The organism is Mucilaginibacter ginsenosidivorans (assembly GCF_007971025.1).
Lineage (GTDB): Bacteria > Bacteroidota > Bacteroidia > Sphingobacteriales > Sphingobacteriaceae > Mucilaginibacter > Mucilaginibacter ginsenosidivorans.
In genome coordinates this window covers 548936-566354 of record NZ_CP042436.1, presented here as the reverse complement: position 1 = coordinate 566354, position 17419 = coordinate 548936, and the positions used below count along the sequence as shown (strand labels likewise).

Annotated in this window: 19 protein-coding genes; 14 read left to right on the top strand and 5 right to left on the bottom strand. The window is 46.1% G+C overall.

Translation table 11 applies throughout. From position 1 onward, the window contains the following. Positions 1–13: 13 nt before the first annotated feature. From glpK to FRZ54_RS02620, 11 genes are all read left to right on the top strand, one after another. Positions 14–1507, top strand: coding sequence for a glycerol kinase GlpK (gene glpK / locus FRZ54_RS02670; RefSeq protein ID WP_147030109.1), 1494 nt, complete (start codon positions 14–16; stop codon positions 1505–1507). Positions 1508–1582: 75 nt separating this feature from the next. After that, a complete protein-coding gene (locus FRZ54_RS02665; RefSeq protein WP_147030108.1) occupies positions 1583–2311 on the top strand; it encodes an MIP/aquaporin family protein in 729 nt (242 codons plus the stop codon). A gap of 239 nt (positions 2312–2550) precedes the next feature. After that, positions 2551–3045 carry a hypothetical protein gene (locus tag FRZ54_RS02660; protein WP_147030107.1) on the top strand — a complete coding sequence of 165 codons (495 nt, stop codon included), beginning with the start codon at positions 2551–2553 and terminating at the stop codon, positions 3043–3045. A gap of 13 nt (positions 3046–3058) precedes the next feature. Beyond that, positions 3059–3688: a hypothetical protein gene (locus FRZ54_RS02655; RefSeq protein ID WP_147030106.1), complete on the top strand. Its 630-nt coding sequence runs from the start codon at positions 3059–3061 to the stop codon at positions 3686–3688. A 32-nt stretch (positions 3689–3720) separates the two neighbouring features. Further along, positions 3721–4446 (top strand): sensor histidine kinase, encoded by a 726-nt coding sequence (locus FRZ54_RS02650; RefSeq protein WP_147030105.1) that lies wholly within the window; start codon positions 3721–3723, stop codon positions 4444–4446. A 39-nt stretch (positions 4447–4485) separates the two neighbouring features. Continuing rightward, positions 4486–5136, top strand: a complete 651-nt coding sequence (locus FRZ54_RS02645; protein ID WP_147030104.1) for a response regulator transcription factor — start codon at positions 4486–4488, stop codon at positions 5134–5136. Between the two features lie 58 nt (positions 5137–5194). Further along, entirely contained in the window at positions 5195–5530 is a 336-nt protein-coding gene (locus FRZ54_RS02640; RefSeq protein ID WP_147030103.1) for a tRNA-binding protein, read from the top strand. Beyond that, positions 5530–6006 (top strand): nucleoside deaminase, encoded by a 477-nt coding sequence (locus tag FRZ54_RS02635; protein ID WP_147030102.1) that lies wholly within the window; start codon positions 5530–5532, stop codon positions 6004–6006. The genes FRZ54_RS02640 and FRZ54_RS02635 overlap by 1 nt, the downstream gene beginning before the upstream one ends. A 142-nt stretch (positions 6007–6148) precedes the next feature. After that, the gene (locus tag FRZ54_RS02630; RefSeq protein WP_147030101.1) at positions 6149–6760 is read left to right on the top strand and encodes a superoxide dismutase; all 612 of its coding nucleotides are present in this window, start codon (positions 6149–6151) and stop codon (positions 6758–6760) included. Positions 6761–6940: 180 nt separating this feature from the next. Then, entirely contained in the window at positions 6941–7942 is a 1002-nt protein-coding gene (locus tag FRZ54_RS02625) for a zinc-binding dehydrogenase (RefSeq protein ID WP_147030100.1), read from the top strand. After that, complete coding sequence (locus FRZ54_RS02620) at positions 7942–8970, top strand: ferredoxin--NADP reductase (RefSeq protein ID WP_147030099.1); 1029 nt, start codon at positions 7942–7944, stop codon at positions 8968–8970. Before FRZ54_RS02625 ends, FRZ54_RS02620 begins: the two co-directional genes overlap by 1 nt. Before the next feature lie 4 nt (positions 8971–8974). Here the strand turns inward: FRZ54_RS02620 and FRZ54_RS02615 are convergent, their stop codons facing one another. From FRZ54_RS02615 to FRZ54_RS02600, 4 genes are all read right to left on the bottom strand, one after another. Further along, positions 8975–9910: a hydrogen peroxide-inducible genes activator gene (locus FRZ54_RS02615; RefSeq protein ID WP_147030098.1), complete on the bottom strand. Its 936-nt coding sequence runs from the start codon at positions 9908–9910 to the stop codon at positions 8975–8977. A gap of 191 nt (positions 9911–10101) precedes the next feature. Further along, the gene (gene glmS, locus FRZ54_RS02610; RefSeq protein ID WP_147030097.1) at positions 10102–11937 is read right to left on the bottom strand and encodes a glutamine--fructose-6-phosphate transaminase (isomerizing); all 1836 of its coding nucleotides are present in this window, start codon (positions 11935–11937) and stop codon (positions 10102–10104) included. 116 nt (positions 11938–12053) lie between these two features. Next, positions 12054–13439 (bottom strand): DUF4270 family protein, encoded by a 1386-nt coding sequence (locus FRZ54_RS02605; protein ID WP_147030096.1) that lies wholly within the window; start codon positions 13437–13439, stop codon positions 12054–12056. Positions 13440–13454: 15 nt separating this feature from the next. Then, on the bottom strand, positions 13455–14279 hold the full coding sequence (locus FRZ54_RS02600) for a glycogen/starch synthase (protein WP_147030095.1): 825 nt from the start codon (positions 14277–14279) through the stop codon (positions 13455–13457). A 157-nt stretch (positions 14280–14436) separates the two neighbouring features. Here FRZ54_RS02600 and panC point away from each other — a divergent pair, with 157 nt between their 5' ends. The 3 genes from panC to FRZ54_RS02585 all read left to right on the top strand — a co-directional run bounded on the left by panC (position 14437) and on the right by FRZ54_RS02585 (position 16751). Beyond that, positions 14437–15276 (top strand): pantoate--beta-alanine ligase, encoded by an 840-nt coding sequence (panC, locus tag FRZ54_RS02595; protein WP_147030094.1) that lies wholly within the window; start codon positions 14437–14439, stop codon positions 15274–15276. 120 nt (positions 15277–15396) lie between these two features. Next, positions 15397–15747, top strand: coding sequence for an aspartate 1-decarboxylase (panD, locus tag FRZ54_RS02590; protein ID WP_147030093.1), 351 nt, complete (start codon positions 15397–15399; stop codon positions 15745–15747). A gap of 32 nt (positions 15748–15779) precedes the next feature. Then, positions 15780–16751, top strand: coding sequence for an energy transducer TonB (locus FRZ54_RS02585; protein ID WP_147030092.1), 972 nt, complete (start codon positions 15780–15782; stop codon positions 16749–16751). A gap of 5 nt (positions 16752–16756) precedes the next feature. Here the strand turns inward: FRZ54_RS02585 and FRZ54_RS02580 are convergent, their stop codons facing one another. After that, positions 16757–17293: a hypothetical protein gene (locus tag FRZ54_RS02580; RefSeq protein ID WP_147030091.1), complete on the bottom strand. Its 537-nt coding sequence runs from the start codon at positions 17291–17293 to the stop codon at positions 16757–16759. Between the last annotated feature and the right edge of the window lie 126 nt (positions 17294–17419).

Sequence of the window (17419 nt, the reverse complement as noted above, 5' to 3'; positions counted from 1 at the left end):
TTTTAAACCTGTAATGGAACAATATATTTTGGCCCTCGACCAGGGTACCACAAGTTCGCGCGCAATAGTTTTTGATCATAATGGGCAGATCAGGTCGGTGGCCCAGAAAGAATTTACACAGATATTCCCGCAGCCGGGTTGGGTTGAACATGATCCCAACGAAATCTGGTCGAGCCAGGCTGGCGTAGCCGCAGAGGCTACCGTGAAAATGGGGATCAATGGTACCAATATCAAGGCTATCGGTATTACCAATCAGCGGGAAACTACTATTGTTTGGGACAGGGCCACCGGCGAACCAATTTATAACGCTATCGTTTGGCAGGACAGGCGCACGGCGGGTTTTTGCGACCAGCTGAAACAGGACGGCCATGCCACGCTGGTGCAATCCAAAACTGGTTTGGTTATTGACGCTTATTTCTCGGGGTCAAAAGTCAGGTGGATATTGGATAATGTAAAAGGTGCACGGGCAAAAGCAGAGGCTGGCAAGCTCGCTTTTGGAACGGTCGACAGCTGGCTGGTTTGGAAATTTACACGCGGCAAAGTTCACGCTACCGATGTAACCAATGCCAGCCGTACGATGCTCTTTAACATACAAACGCTGGAATGGGATGACGAGCTATTGCAATTATTGGACATCCCCAAAAATATGCTGCCCGAGGTGAAACAAAGCAGCGAGATATACGGAGAAACCACCACTACCATCTTTGCATCTAAAATACCCATCGCCGGCATAGCGGGCGACCAGCACGCCGCACTTTTCGGGCAAATGTGTATTGATAACGGCATGGTGAAAAACACCTACGGAACGGGCTGCTTTATGCTGATGAACATTGGCGAAAAGTTCATCGCATCAAAAAATAACCTGTTGACTACCATCGCTTGGAAAATAAACGGTACGACACATTACGCTTTTGAAGGCAGTATATTTATTGGTGGCGCAGTGGTACAATGGCTGCGCGATGGATTGGGTGTTATCAAAACCTCGGCGGAAGTAGAGCAGCTTGCCTTAAGTGTACCTGATATCGGCGGTGTTTATTTTGTGCCAGCTTTTGCCGGATTGGGAGCCCCTTACTGGGACCCTGAAGCGCGCGGAACAATTGTCGGACTAACACGTGGCACAACCGCAGGGCATATAGCAAGGGCCGCTTTACAATCTATCGCTTATCAAACCATGGACGTGCTTAAAGCAATGGAAGCCGACGCCGGTTTACCGATCAGCGAACTACGGGTGGATGGGGGTGCGACGGGTAATAACTTACTGATGCAGTTCCAGGCAAATTTGCTGGGGTGCAAAGTCATCAGGCCAAATGTAGTGGAAACTACTGCGCTTGGCGCGGCCTATTTAGCGGGACTGGCGGTCGGATACTGGAAAAGTGTGGATGAGATCAAAGAACTATGGCAGGCTGAAAGGATCTTTGAACCGGTTGCCCATTCGACTGAAACACAGCAGGGCATCGCAGGGTGGAAAAAGGCTGTGCGTGCTGCACAGGCATGGAGTGTTGAGTAGAGCCAGGATTCAGGACAGGCAAAAAATCTTGAATCCTGCTTCTCAAAAAATATCAACTTAAAAACCTAAGATATAATGTCACCATTTTTAGCTGAATTTATTGGAACTATGCTGCTCATCCTGCTGGGTGATGGCGTGGTAGCCAATGTACTTTTAAAAGATACCAAAGGCAACAATAGTGGTTGGATAGTGATTACTACCGCGTGGGGGCTTGCGGTTTTTGTCGGCATAACCGTAGCGGGGCCCTATAGCGGCGCACATTTAAACCCGGCCGTTACCATCGGTCTGGCAATAGCCGGTAAATTTTTGTGGTCGAATGTACTTTCATATATCATCGCACAAATGCTGGGCGCTATGTGCGGCGCATTGCTGGTATGGGTGATGTATTACGATCATTTTAAGCGGACCAATGAGCCGGGATCCGTTCTCGCGGTTTTTTGTACAGGTCCTGCCGTACGCAACTATGTGTCAAACATTGCCAGTGAGATCATCGGGGCGTTTGTGCTGGTTTTTGTTGTTTTTTATGTAACAGGCGCTGAAATTAAACCTACTAAAGTGCCGATTGGCCTCGGCTCTGTCGGTGCGCTGCCGGTCGCTCTTTTAGTGTGGGTTATCGGCCTTTCCCTGGGCGGAACCACCGGCTACGCCATCAACCCTGCACGCGACCTTGGCCCTCGTATTATGCATGCCCTGCTGCCCATCAAAAGTAAGGGGACAAGCGACTGGGGCTATGCCTGGATACCAATACTTGGTCCGGTGATTGGCGGGGCAATTGCAGCGCTTATCTACCTGCAATTAAGCTGAACAGGGGGTCTATAAAGCCATATTGCTACACCGTAAGAACACTGTTTTTGCTGCGTAAAACTACGTATTGTTTAAAGGCACACAGTAAGCCGATTTTCAAAAACAAAGCTGAATATCAGCAGTTTGAATATTTTTTACTTAAAGTCAAAGCCTTGCCAGGGCTTATAGTGCTTGTTGGTTAAGTAACCAATTAATTCTAATTTTAGTAAAATAAACCCTCAACTCACTCATTTTAAATCATGGAAACAAAAACAAGGACCCCTATAACCGGTAAGGAAGGGGCGGAAATTGACATTGCGTTAGCGGCAGAATGGACGAAGAACCATCGCGACCGTTATCCGCATAATTCCATTTCGCAATTTTTCGGCAGCGAAATACTTAATCGCCTTTTGCAGCAGCCAGGTTGCCTGGGCATACGTATTTATTATGGCAACGGCCAAAGATTGAATGGCTGGCAGAAGTTCATTTTCGGGATAGCAAATTTTTTAAAGAAATATATAGCCGGGGCTATCGGCGATGATCATTTTATACTGGTTGGCGCAAACGCGCAGGGTATGGATCTTTTGCCCGCGAACGGAAAAGTTGAAGTAGCCGAAGGCGCTGCTCAGCCGCATACGTTCAAAGCGATGGCAACATCCGATGGTTCGACAGGGGCTACCGGATTTGTTGCTGAGCAGGCGCATCCATGCCCGGGTTCGGCTAATTGCCCGCAAAACGTGCTGACCGGAAGTTGAATACCTTATCTTTATGTCCAAAGAACAGATATTTGATTACATTTCTTCAGCGTCAGGATTGCTGCCGCTTATCGCATTGATCTATAATTACAGGCACCTCGATAAGATCGCCAAAATTATAGGTCTTTTTTTGATCGTGTCGGCTATATCCGACTTGACGCAATGGTTATTACCTTGGTGGCACATAAACAACATATTGGCGATAAACATATTTGTGATCCTCAATATCATGTTCTTCGGTGTAATTTATTATAAAGCGTTTTTCAGCAAAGAGTTTAAAATACTCACAGTTGCACTTTGTGTACCGGCATTTATTATCGCTGTATATTTTGCAAGAAATCTTTTTGCCTATCCGACGGAATCGAATACGGCTTCGAGCATAGTATTTATTATATTGTCGTTGTTTTATTTTTACCAGTTGCTGACCCGGCAGGAGTTTGTCCATATCGAGAAACAGGGACTTTTTTGGTTCAATGCAGCTGTACTGTTTTATTTTTCTATCAACATTTTTCTGTTTATGCTTATAGCAAGGATACCTGCCGATGAGCGGCCGCCTTACTATATGATCAATAATATCACCAATATAATAGCTAACTTGTTATATACAACCGGATTACTTTGCCAGCCCCAGAAAATAGCATAATACCAGTATTAATTATTGGCACACTGGTAGTCGTGGTACTGATTACCGGTTTGTTTTTTTTCGTGATCGTTTACCAGCGGAAAATGATCAAAAACCAGGTTGCCCTGAGGCGGCTGGAGGACGAACGTCAGCAGGAATTGCTTAAAGCTGTTATCGAGGCGCAGGAAACTGAACGAAAAAGGCTGGCCGAGGATTTGCACGATAGTGTAGGGCAGGTGCTTTCGGCCATAAAACTGAAACTGCATAAGCTGGATAAGCTGAACGAGGGTCAAAACGCCATGCTGGCGGATACACGCAAACTTACCGATGAATGCATACAGGAGATACGGAACATTATCCATAACGTGTTGCCCCCTGTACTGACGGATTTTGGATTGATCGATGCGCTGCAGGCCTTGTGCGTGAAAATGAACGACAATACCCCCATACAGGTGGCATTTACGAGAAAGCTTGGTGACGAGCGCTTCGGATCGGAAATAGAGCTGACACTTTATCGTATAGCACAGGAGCTTTTTGGGAATGCGGTAAAACACTCGGAGGCTTCAACTATACATGTTGATCTTGCAAAAAACGGCAATACACTTGTAATGAGCTTTCGCGATAATGGTAAAGGGTTCAATATTGAAACGGTGAAGCATGGGTTTGGCATAAAGAACCTTCGCAGCAGGGTTCAGCTGATCAACGGGAAGATCGATATTTATTCGAAACCGCTTAGTGGAACGATCACGACAATAAATATTCCGCTCCCGCGGCGATAAACTTATAATTAATAAATTTATTCTATATTTATCCTGTCAATGAAGCCGATAAATCTTGCAATAGCCGACGATCACAAAATTTTCAGGAATGGTTTAAAAGCCACCCTGGAGGACTGCGCCGATTTTAATTTGGTCATAGAAGCATCAAACGGGAAGGAACTGATAGGACAGCTTGCTACCCGTACCCCCGATGTGATATTGATGGACATTAAAATGCCCGAAATGGACGGCATGCAAACTACCGCTCACATTCACCAGAATTTTAAGGATATCAAAGTACTGGCCTTATCCATGCATAACGAGGACAAGTATATAGTTGACATGATGAAGGCCGGCGCATCGGGTTATTTGTTGAAGAATGCAGAGCCCGAGGAGATCATCGAAGCAATTTCTACGGTTTATAATAAAGGATTCTACTTTAACGAGCACCTTTCTGTAACGCTGATCAAACAACTGGTGGGGCCGGGCCAGGCCGACGCTGGGCAGCAAAGTATCGAACTGAACGACAGGGAAATAGAAGTGCTGAAATTGGTTTGCCAGGAATATTCCAACCAGGAAATTGCCGATAAGATATTCCTTAGCGTGCGTACGGTAGAGGGTTACAGGGCGCGGTTATTTGAAAAAACAGGCTCAAAAAACCTTGTTGGCCTGGTTATATTTGCCATTAAACGCGGCATCATAAGCGTTTAACATCCCGGTTTTTCTCATTTGCATTTTGCAATTTGCATTTCTCCCATAGCTTTGCACTATGGAAACTATTACCTGGCATGATTTTGAGAAGGTCGAACTTCGCGCCGGCACCATACTCGAAGTAGCTGATTTTCCCGAAGCAAATAAGCCGGCTTATAAAGTGAAGGCCGACTTTGGGCCATTTGGCATCAAATGGTCGAGTGCACAGATAACGAAACACTACACGAAAGAAGAGCTGATTGGCCGGCAGATCGTCGGGGTCATCAATTTTCCAAAAAAGCAGATCGCCACTTTTATGTCGGAGTTTCTGATCACCGGTTTTGCCGATGATAATGGCGATATTGTGCTGACGTCTGTAGAACAAAAGGTGCCGAACGGCAGTAAATTAATGTAATGCGCTATTATACTTTCGGCGATGAGCCGGCCATATCACCCGATGATTTCTTCATGACCGAGGCGCTGAAGGAAGCCAAACTTGCCCTGGAAGAGGATGAGATACCGATAGGTGCCGTTGTGGTTTGCAAAGGAAAGATCATAGGCCGGGGCCATAACCTTACCGAACGGTTGAACGATGTATCCGCACATGCCGAAATGCAGGCTTTGACAGCTGCGGCTAATTTCCTTGGCGGCAAATACCTGAAAGACTGCACGCTTTATGTTACCCTTGAACCCTGCGTAATGTGCGCCGGCGCCTCGTACTGGTTCCAGCTGCAGAAGATCGTTTTCGGGGCTTATGATACGCGGATGGGTTTTGGCCGGCTTAACCAAAAGATCACACATCCCAAAACCCTTATCACCGGCGGGATAAAGGAAAATGAATGCGCAGAATTAGTGCGGAGTTTTTTCAGGGGTAAGCGGAAGGGCAAATAGTTCATAGCAAATAAGATGCTCGCCATGATCCGGGAGCCATCAATCATACGCTAACACAAAATTGACATTTAATAGAACAAAAGTCACCCTCATAACTTTATATTTGTAGGATACGATTCACAACCTTTAAAAATAGTTCATTATGGCATTTACACTACCTGCATTGGCCTACGCTACCGATGCTCTGGAACCTCACATCGACAAAATGACGATGGAGATTCACCACGGAAAACACCACCAGGCTTACGTTACCAATTTAAACAAGGCGCTCGAAGGTAAACCTGAGGCGGACAGCAATATCGAAGATATTATCAAAAATATTTCGAAGTTCCCTATGGGGGTGCGTAATAATGGCGGCGGACACTATAACCACACCATGTTCTGGACCCTGCTTTCGCCAAGCGGCGGCGGAGAGCCATCCGGCAAACTTGCTGAAGCAATAACCGGTACTTTCGGTTCATTTGCCGACTTTAAAACAAAGATGTCTGAAGCAGGCGCAACCCGTTTCGGATCCGGCTGGGCATGGCTGATCGTTACTGCTGATAAAAAATTAGCGGTTACTTCGACCCCTAACCAGGACAACCCTTTGATGGATATTGCCGAAGTAAAAGGTACGCCTATTTTAGGTATCGACGTGTGGGAACATGCTTACTACCTGAAATACCAGAACCGCCGCCCGGATTACCTGGCCGCTATCTGGAACGTGATCAACTGGAACCATGTTGCCGAGCTATATGCAAAAGCAACAGCTTAATAAGTAAAATAGAAGATTTGAACGGCGGGGTATCTCGCCGTTTTTTGTTTAAGATATATCCCTTTTGTTATGCTGAACGCAGTGAAGCATCTGTTAAGGAAGTATTTTGTGTCCGAAAAATAAGCCCATTATTAGATTCTTCGCTACGCTCAGAACGACAATTTTGAAAAATGTTCTTGCATGAAAGCCATCGTATTAGAAGCCGCAGATAAGCCGCTGGTATTAAAAGAAGTTGAAAAGCCTGCCATGGGCGCTGATGAAGTTTTGGTGCAGATCAAAGCCGCGGCGCTTAACCGGCGGGATTACTGGATAACTATAGGTAAATACGCTGGAATAAAGTATCCGTCGATATTAGGCTCGGACGGGGCAGGTATCGTATCAGAAGTTGGGGACAATGCCAATAAGCAATGGCTTAATAAAGAAGTGATCATTAATCCTTGCCATAACTGGGGCCCCAATGCCGGATACCAGAACCGGGATTTTAGCATATTGGGTTTGCCGGAAAATGGCACCCTGGCCGAATATGTAAAAGTTAAAGCCGAATACCTTTACCTGAAACCGGCGCACCTGAGCTGGGAACAGGCTGCGGCACTACCCCTTGCCGGCTTGACGACGTTCCGCGCTTTATTTACGAAAGGTAAAGCAAAAAAGGGCGATAAGGTACTTATAACCGGGGTAGGTGGCGGTACCGGTACATTCACGCTGCAATGGGCTGTTGCGGCCGGGTGCCGGGTGTTTGTAACATCCGGCTCGGGTGATAAAATTGAAATGGCGAAGCAAATGGGTGCTTCTGCAGGCGTAAATTACAAAGCGCAGGATTGGGCCGAACAATTAAAGCTGATGGCGGGTGGGTTTGACGTGATCATAGACAGCGCGCTGGGCGATGGTTTCGATAAATTGCTCGATCTGGCCAACCCCGGCTGCCGTATCGTTTTCTTTGGTGGAACGGCCGGGAACATCCCTCCGTTGAACGGGCGCAAGATATTCTGGAAGCAACTACAGATATTGGGGACTACCATGGGTTCGCCGGATGATTTTAAGGCGATGGTAGATTTTGTGAACGAACATCAAATAGTCCCGGTCGTGGATGAGGTGTTCCTATTGGCCGATGCTGATAAGGCAGTCCGGAAAATGGAGCACTCGACCCAGTTCGGCAAGATCGTGCTTAAAACCTGGTCGTGATGCTTCAGCTGCGAATTGAGGCTATTAAATGGGAATTACCCGATGCTGCGACATTCTTTTTAAAGGAGACTTCCGGTAAGAGAGTTACATACCAGGCGGGCCAGTTTTTAACCCTGGTGTTTACCCATCGGGATGTGGAGATACGGCGGTCGTATTCACTAAGCTCGTCTCCTGAAGATACTCTGCTTGCCATCACGGTGAAGCGTCAAACCAACGGCGAGATATCTCGGTTTATGCTGACTAAACTGAAGGTTGGCAACATTTTGAATGCAGTTGAACCTGCGGGACGTTTTACCGTAAATGACTACCGGTCTGAAAAAGACATCTTCTTTTTTGCAGGAGGAAGCGGTATCACGCCGGTTTTCTCGCAGATCAAACACATCATGCGGCATCCGGGCAACAGTAAGCTTATACTCGTTTACAGCAGTGCAACCGGCTCGGTTTTATTTAAGGATGAATTGGATCATCTTGCCGAAGATCATCCGGAAAGGTTACAAATCCATTATTTTATCAGCAGCAAAGGCAAAAGGCTAAACAATTTACTGGTTGAACAATTAGTAAAGCAAAACAGCTATTTCAATATTGATAAGGCAGAGTTTTATATCTGCGGCCCCTTCACCTTTATGCGTATGGTACGGCTGACGTTACTGTATACCGGCATCGATCCGAACAGTATCCGCAAGGAGAACTTTGTGATCGAAACGGTGCCTGTTGCCGGCAACTTGGTTAATTACCCGCCGGGCAATGTTAAAATACATTTCAAAGGCGAAATTCATGATATAGCCGTGGGCGAAAATCAATCGATATTACAGGCGGCACTTCAGAACAAACTAGCCATTCCATATAGCTGCCGTGTGGGCGCCTGCTCGGCATGTTCGGCCATCTGTAAAAGCGGTAAGGTGCTGATGTCGGCTAATGAGGTGCTGACAGACGAGGATATAGCAAGGGGCTGGGTGTTGACCTGTACCGGCCACCCGGTAGGCGATGATGTGGTGATAGTCTATACCGGGCCGCCAGAAACCTGTTAAAACGTTATATCTCCATCACTTCCTTTTTCTTCCTGCTTTTCATCCTTTTGGGTACAAACTCGAGTATCTCTGTTTTCAAAGCCTCTATCATGCGGCGCTTCAGAAAGTTCTTTTGTATCACAATGCTTACCTCGCGGGCAGGCTCAGGTGTTTTAAAATAGCGTACCTTATCCAGTTGTTTTTCGGTCAATTCGGCCAGCGCAAGTTCGGGCAGTATTGTCGCGCCGTTGTTCTGGTCTACCATCCGTTTGAGTGTTTCAACACTTCCGGTATTGTATTCAAAATGAAGAAAACTCTTGGTCGATCGCCGGCGCTGGCATATGTTCAGCACCTGTTCGCGCATGCAATGACCCTCGTTCAATACCCAAATTTCCTCCATATCAATATCTTCCGGCACTATACTTTTCTTTTTGGAAAGCTTGCTGTGTTTGGATACGTAAGCAACGAAGTTTTCATAAAAAACAGGTATTTCGGTAAGCGTACTTTCATGCAGCGGTGTCGAAAGGATGCCGCAATCCAGTGTGCCCAGCTTCAATTGCTGTATGATCTCTTCGGTTGTCTGCTCCCATACAATAAGCTTTACCTGGGGATACTTTTGAATGAAGCTCGAAATGATCTTTGGTAAAATATAGGGTGATACTGTGGGTATGATGCCCACTTTTAGCTCGCCGGATAGCTCTTTCTGCCTGTCGGTAATGATCTCTTTGATCTTTTCACTTTCGGCGAGCATGATCCTGGCCTGGTCGATGATCTCGATGCCAATTTCGGTAGGCGTGACAGGCTGCTTGCTGCGGTCGAATATCTTTACGCCAAGGGTATCCTCCAGCTTTTGCACCTGCATGCTAAGTGTAGGTTGTGTAACAAAACACTTTTCGGCAGCCATAACAAAGCTTCGGTAGGTATCAACGGCGACAATATATTCAAGCTGGGTAATGGTCATATAGAGCAAATCTAATTAAAATCTAATTAATTATCGATTTTTTCTATGTGATAAATCGCACCGGTTTTGTGAATAGTCAATGGTGAGTAGTAATAACAAAAGACCCCAATAGTATCAAACTATCGGGGTCTTTTGTTATTACGGAAAACAGGCTATTTATTGACCATTCACTATTGACTATTCACCACTCACTATTCCACCGTCACCGATTTAGCCAGGTTCCGGGGTTGATCGACATTACATCCCCGCATTACAGCGATGTGATAGGCCAGTAACTGTAATGGTATGGTGGCCAGTAATGGCACGAATGCTTCGGCTGTTTGCGGTATTTCGATGACATAGTCTGCCATCGCCCTTACGTCGGTATCGCCTTCGGTAACGATAGCGATCACGTGCCCTTTGCGTGCCTTAACTTCCTGGATGTTGCTGATCACCTTCTCGTACGACGAATGTTTGGTAGCGATAAATACAACAGGCATCTCGTCATCGATCAGTGCGATGGGCCCGTGTTTCATTTCGGCGGCCGGGTAACCTTCCGCATGTATGTAGGATATTTCCTTCAGTTTTAATGCGCCTTCCAGCGCCACGGGGAACGAGCTTCCACGGCCCAGGAACAGGCAGTTGGTCGAGTCCTTAAATCGGGCGGCGATCTTTTTAACATGATCGTTGGATTTAAGCGCGATCTCAACCAGGTTAGGTATTTCGTTAAGCTCGGTAAGGTATTCAACCAGTTTGCTTTGGGTGATGGTACCCCGTTGCTGCGCAATATAGAAGGCCATCAGGGTAAGCACAGTGACCTGGGCGGTGAAAGCCTTGGTGGAGGCGACGCCAATTTCAGGTCCGGCGTGCGTATAGACACCCGCATGGGTTGTACGCGGGATAGAGGCCCCAACTACGTTGCAAATGCCGAATATGGTTGCGCCTTTTTCTTTTGCCAATTCTATAGCTGCCATGGTATCGGCGGTTTCGCCTGATTGGGAAATGGCTATAACCAAGTCCTTTTCAGTAATTATCGGGTTGCGGTATCTGAATTCAGAAGCGTATTCCACCTCAACCGATACGCGGGCATACTCCTCTATCAAATATTCGCCAACCAGCCCCGCGTGCCACGAGGTTCCGCAGGCCACTATGATAATGCGGTCGATATTTTTGAGCTTTTCAGTATATTCCTTTATGCCGCCTAATTGTACGAGGCCCTGCTGCGGATATATCCTCCCGCGCATGCAGTCGCGGACGGAGCGGGGCTGTTCATATATCTCCTTCAGCATAAAATGATCGTAGCCGCCTTTTTCAAGCATCTCCAGCTTCAGGTCCAGTTCATGTACATAGGGTGTTTGTACTGTATTATCAATATTCTTGATCAGCAGGTCCTCGCGACGTATGTAGGCGATCTCGTTATCATTCAGGTAGATCACATTCTTGGTATACTCCACGATCGGCGTAGCATCCGAAGCGATGAAATATTCCCCTTCGCCTACTCCGATCACCATCGGGCTACCCTTGCGGGCGGCTATCAGCTGATCCGGCTCATCGGCGCTCATGATAACGATCGCGTATGCACCGATCACTTTATTCAGGGCTATCCGCACGGCCTCACGCAGGTCAAGACCGGTTTCCTTTTGAATATCTTCCACCAGGTGTATCAGAACTTCAGTATCGGTATCGCTCAGGAAAACATGGCCCTTTGCAAGTAAAGTTTCCTTGATCACCGCATAATTTTCGATAATGCCGTTATGGATAATGGTGAGCCTGCGGTTGCCAGATGAATGCGGGTGCGAATTGCGGTCGCTGGGGGCGCCGTGCGTGGCCCAGCGCGTATGGCCCATACCGATGGAGCCTTTTGTGTTCAAGCCATCGGTAAAGTGCTCCAGGTCGCTCACTTTCCCGGCCTTTTTATAAACTTTAAGATCTTTATCAATAAGCGCCACGCCTGCGCTGTCGTATCCCCGATATTCTAAACGATGTAAACCCTTGATAACTATAGGATAAGCATCCCTGTAACCAATATAACCTACAATGCCGCACATAAATAGAAGTTTTTAAATTTAAAAAGTACAAAAATAACCGCCTGCCCCGTAAAAGCAATAGGAGCGGCAAATTATAATCCAAATAAACAGAAACGGCCCTGTCTCAGGGCCGTTTATCAGTTATTTATTTTGGTGTAAGTAATGTTGAGTTTTATCCGGTAAGGAGAATTCTTATCTGTGCCGACGGCTACAGTGCGGCCGCCGGTTTGTGGTGCCGGGGCTATATCCACAGTTTGCGTATTGGTGGTATCAACCGGAGCGATATAAGTACCGTAATCAACAGTTTTACCATCCATCAGGTCCTGTATGTAGGCTGTAACGGTAAAATGGTAGTTTTTTAATGATGGACTATAATATCCTCCAAAAACCGCTGCGCCAGCTGAGCGAGCATCATTCGGGCTGGCGTCAGGCAATTCGGCCAGGGTGTGGGCTATGTCATACCTGTACATGGTCAGTTTAGGCTGCGCATTATAAGGTATATTGCTGCCCGGTACCGGCGTAATAACCAGTTCGGCTTTATTGATAACTATCCTGGCCCCAACAGTTCTAATAATGCTCTTCAAATAGGGAAAACTTATCTTGGCTTTCAAACCTGCCAGCCCCTGGAAATAGATCACATCCCTTGACCCGCCGGTTGTATTTGCAAGCTCGGTAGTTACCGCCGCGGAAGGCGTCCTTTTTATCTGTACGGCATGAACGGACGATAGCGGCAACGACACAGTTGCTGTGTCAACTGTTGTGCCGTTGTTGGCGCGGTAGTATACATTAAGCGAATCCCTGAGGCCAAACATAAATGTTCCGCCGGGGCCGGTGGTACCCGATTTATCGAGCGTAAGATAGAGACCCTTAACATTGTTAAGGAAAACAGTGTTAGAACTAAGCTGGGCGCTGCTAGCGTTAAACAGGATGGTGTTGATAAAATTCCTGTCAATAGGTATCCTTAACTGCGGAGCCACGCGTTTCAGCGTATCCGGCGCGCCGGTTATAATATCATATATCTTAATGCTATCGTGTGTACGGGCGTAAAAGCTACGGGTTCCAATAATTGTGTTATTGTAATTCCAGCTTTTTGTGTTAAAATATGTTTGAATAAGCGGCCGCTCAGCTAACTGATACACATTGACCTTATACTTTGATGTAAGCGAGTCACCATAAAACCCATCGGCATATTTTAGAACAAGGACAGCCGAATCAACCGTTACAGTGCCTGTAGGTAGCGAATAAGCGTTCTGATTCGGGAGATTAAGCGCTACGGCAATGTTTGCCTCGGAAGTGCCAAGCACCGGGTCTTGGAAATAGCCCAGGGCGCTTTTGGTCAAACCAGATGTAACCACAGAATCCTCGGGCACCGTGTTCACCACAATTGTCGCAGTGTCGATCATTGTACTGTTCAACTGGGTCGAAGATGTCACCCCAAGGCCTATAGTACTCTCGTTCCTGCAGCTATTTAAAATAAAAAGACTTATTAACAAGGTCAATAAGTCTAATCTAAGAAATTTCATATCCGATCTCAATACTTATGCAACATGTACCAATTCTTCGTTGGTAATTTCGTCGTAAAAATTGTAATAATTTTCGAAATCAGAAGTGGAATCAAACTCTAAAACCGATTTATGGCTGTTTTTAACATTATTTAACACTTCATCGTCAATGTTTTCGCTGCCCAAAACTATTCCGTCGGAATAGTGGATAGCGCCAGCATGAAGCGCTGAAGCCGTGCCTGGTTTATAAACTTCGGTGTGCGTTTCGGTCATATCGGTCATAACCGCCTTGTTAGCAAAATCAGGATTTAGCTTACCGGCAAAATCATTGTCGTACACCGAATAGACAACTTTTGAGTTTTTGAAGGTAGGATCGTCCTTATAAGTAGTTTTCAGATAAGCCGGTACCAGCGAGCTCATCCAGCCGTGGCAGTGGATCACATCAGGGGCCCAGCCCAATTTTTTAACAGTTTCTAATGCACCCTTGCAGAAGAAGATCATCCTTTCATCATTGTCAGCATAAAATTTCCCGTCCTTATCATTAAACACATGCTTGCGCTGAAAGTATTCCTCGTTGTCGAGGAAATAAACCTGCATGCGCGCGGCCGGGATCGAGGCTACCTTAATGATCAAAGGATTGTCATTATCATTAATGATGATGTTCATACCCGATAAACGGATCACTTCATGTAACCTGTTCCTGCGCTCATTGATGTTTCCGAAACGCGGCATCAGTATACGGATCTCGTAACCTTTGTCCTGCATTGCCTGGGGCAATTGGCGCGTGATTTCAGAAATTTTTGTGAGTTCGAGGAAAGGGGACATTTCGTGTGTAATGAACAGAAGCTTAGATTTACCCATCTCTAGTCAGTTATTAAAATTATGTAAAGAAGTCAAAAAAATTGAGTCTGCAAATATAAGCATTATCTTATGAATTACCAACGTATTATGCAAGTTAGTTTTGGTTATATTTAATCAATTACACAACTTTGCCCCATTTTTATAACTTTTTACGTAGTTGAACACATACACAAGCAGGAAAGGCCTTAGCGAATACCTCGGCGGGTTGCGCGGCGGCAATAAAACCATTGGTTTTGTGCCCACAATGGGCGCTTTGCACCAGGGGCACCTTTCGCTGATTGCTATTGCACAACAGCTTTGCGACGTGGTTGTTTGCAGTATTTTTGTAAACCCCACACAGTTTAACGATCCCAAAGACCTGGAGAAATATCCCCGCCCTATACAGTCGGATATAGAAAAACTGGAGCAGGCGGGGTGTGATATTTTGTTCAACCCGGAGGTAAATGAAATGTATGCCGGGAATGAGCAATGGCATTTGGACCTGGGCGAACTGGAGCATTTACTGGAAGGTAAGTTCAGACCGGGGCACTACCAGGGGGTTACGCAGGTGGTGTATAAGCTATTTGATATTTTGAAGCCCCATCTGGCATTTTTTGGCCAGAAGGACTACCAGCAGTTCCTGGTTATACAAAAAATGGTGGATATGCTGAGCCTGCCCGTCAAGCTGGTGATGTGCCCTATATTACGCGAACCGGATGGGCTTGCTATGAGCTCGCGGAACATCCATTTATCAGCCGAAGACCGGCAGCAAGCGCTGATACTTTCCAAAACGTTAAAATGGCTGAAGGAAAGCTTTAACCCTGGAGGCATTGACGCTTTACAAAAAGAAGGCGCTGCTATGATAAGTGCTGAACCCGGTATAAATCTGGAATATCTTGAGATAGTTGATGGTAAAAGCCTGCACCCGGCAACTGCTGATAGCCACCCCGTAGTGGCATTAGTAGCCGCTAAAGTTGGCGCGACGAGGCTGATAGACAATATAATTGTTAGTGATTAGTCGGCTTGCGATTGGTGGTCAGGCCATTTATGCCACAGGTCGCCAACGATCTGCTGTCACGCCAATGCAACTAATCTCCGATCACTAATCACTGATTAACTAAATTACTACCTTTGCATCATGATTATAGAGGTATTGAAATCCAAGATACATCGGGCCAGGGTTACCCAGGCCGAGCTGAACTATGTGGGCAGCATTACGATAGACGAGGATTTGATTGAGGCTGCGAATATCATCCCCAACGAGAAGGTCCAGATCGTAAATAACAACAACGGCGCACGGTTTGAGACCTACGTGATAAGGGGCGAACGCGGCAGCGGTACTGTATGCCTGAACGGGGCCACGGCCCGCCTGGCGCAGGTTGGCGATATCGTTATTATTATGTCGTACGCGCATATGGAGATGGAAGAGGCTCGCAATTACAAACCCTTGCTGGTATTTCCTGATTCTGATAATAAACTAATTAAGTAAATTAGTGCGCTTAAAGGCACTGGTTTACTACAATGAGAATAATCCTTATCGCATTCCTGATAATGATCACCGGGTTTTGTTCGGCCCAGGTGAAGATGAATGTGTATTTCCTGAAAAATGACGGGCGCTATGTGTCGACCAGGGACAGTGCCGATTATATTCGTGCGGTAACTGAACCCGATTCGGGATCGACACTTTACAATGTTGCGGAATTTTATCTTAACAACAAAAGGAAAGCGCTTGGCAAATCATCAACAATTGATCCGCCTCATTTCGAGGGCCTGAAGTTGGAATTTTTCAAATCGGGTATAAAAAAGAGGGTTTTGAATTATAGGAACATGACTGTCGTTGACGACGAATTTCAATTTTTTCCGAGCGGCAAACCCTACCTGGTATTGAAGCACCAGGCGACATCAGACAGGGAATCGCGCGCATTTGAGGATTACCTGATTGAAGCCTGCTACGATTCGACCGGAGTGGCGTTGGCAACCGATGGCAGCGGTACTTTTAAACTGTACGACGATACTGCTTTTAAAACAGTAATTGAAACGGGTTCGTTAAAGAATGGGAGACGGGATGGTGTCTGTACCGGGGTGGATGACAAAGGGAAATCCCATTTTGAAGAAAAGTATGAGAATGGCATGCTGATAAGCGGGACTTTCAGCAATGAAAAAGGTGAGGTGAATACTTATACAATAGCAAGATCGATAGCCCCGGCATACCCCGGAGGGTTAAACGTTTTTTACAAATATCTTTCAAAAAAGATACGCTATCCCGATTACGAGCGTGAGCATAATGTCCAGGGGACTATCCTGATGTCGTTTACGGTAGAAAAAGACGGCAAAGTAACCGGGATCAAATTAATAAACACGGTCAGCCCCAACATAGACGCCGAGGCGCTCAGGGTGATGAAAGCGTCCCCGCCGTGGGTGCCTGGAATCCGATATGGCAGACCTGTCCGGGTTCGTTATCAAATTCCAATTGGTTTTTCCCTGTCGGACTAATTAAGTCAATTCGTTTTAGGGTTTGGATAAGCGCTAAGGTCCAGTATCACGTGCAGGCTCACGTCCCTGTTGAAAGCTTTACGAACTGTATAAACCATCCGTACCTTTATATTAGGTTCGCGAACAAGCTGATCAAGGAATTTCGAATTGTCTATATCAAGCGTGATCTCGTTCCCTGCGTTAGCCGTGATATCCTTACGCTGAGCCACCTGCATTTCGTCAGTGCCGTCATCCTTCGACAAGAATATTTTTACCATCGAAAGATTACCTATGTTGTAATCAGTAGGGTCGTCTGACCGTAGTTTGGCCGATATCACGCGTACCAGGGTTATCCTGTCGGCATTGTTACCGCTTTTGCTGAAATTCTGGTCGAAACTGTTGGCAATATTGACAGCTGAATATTCGTTGCCCGGTTGTGCGGATGATACTACTGTAAGCGAGCTGGTATAGGGAAAAGACGATTTGATAATGGATTGGTACATGGCGCATCCGCCAACCAAAATTGCAAGGGAAACAACTGGTATTAAATATCTTCTCATCATTCCGGGTATTAAACTGCCCTTAAGCAGTATGGTAAATATAAAAAATCTGTATTTACATTGCTATGATTTAACTCACAAATGGCAGGAATTAAATTTTAAAAAAATCCATCCCTAAGTGCTTCATAA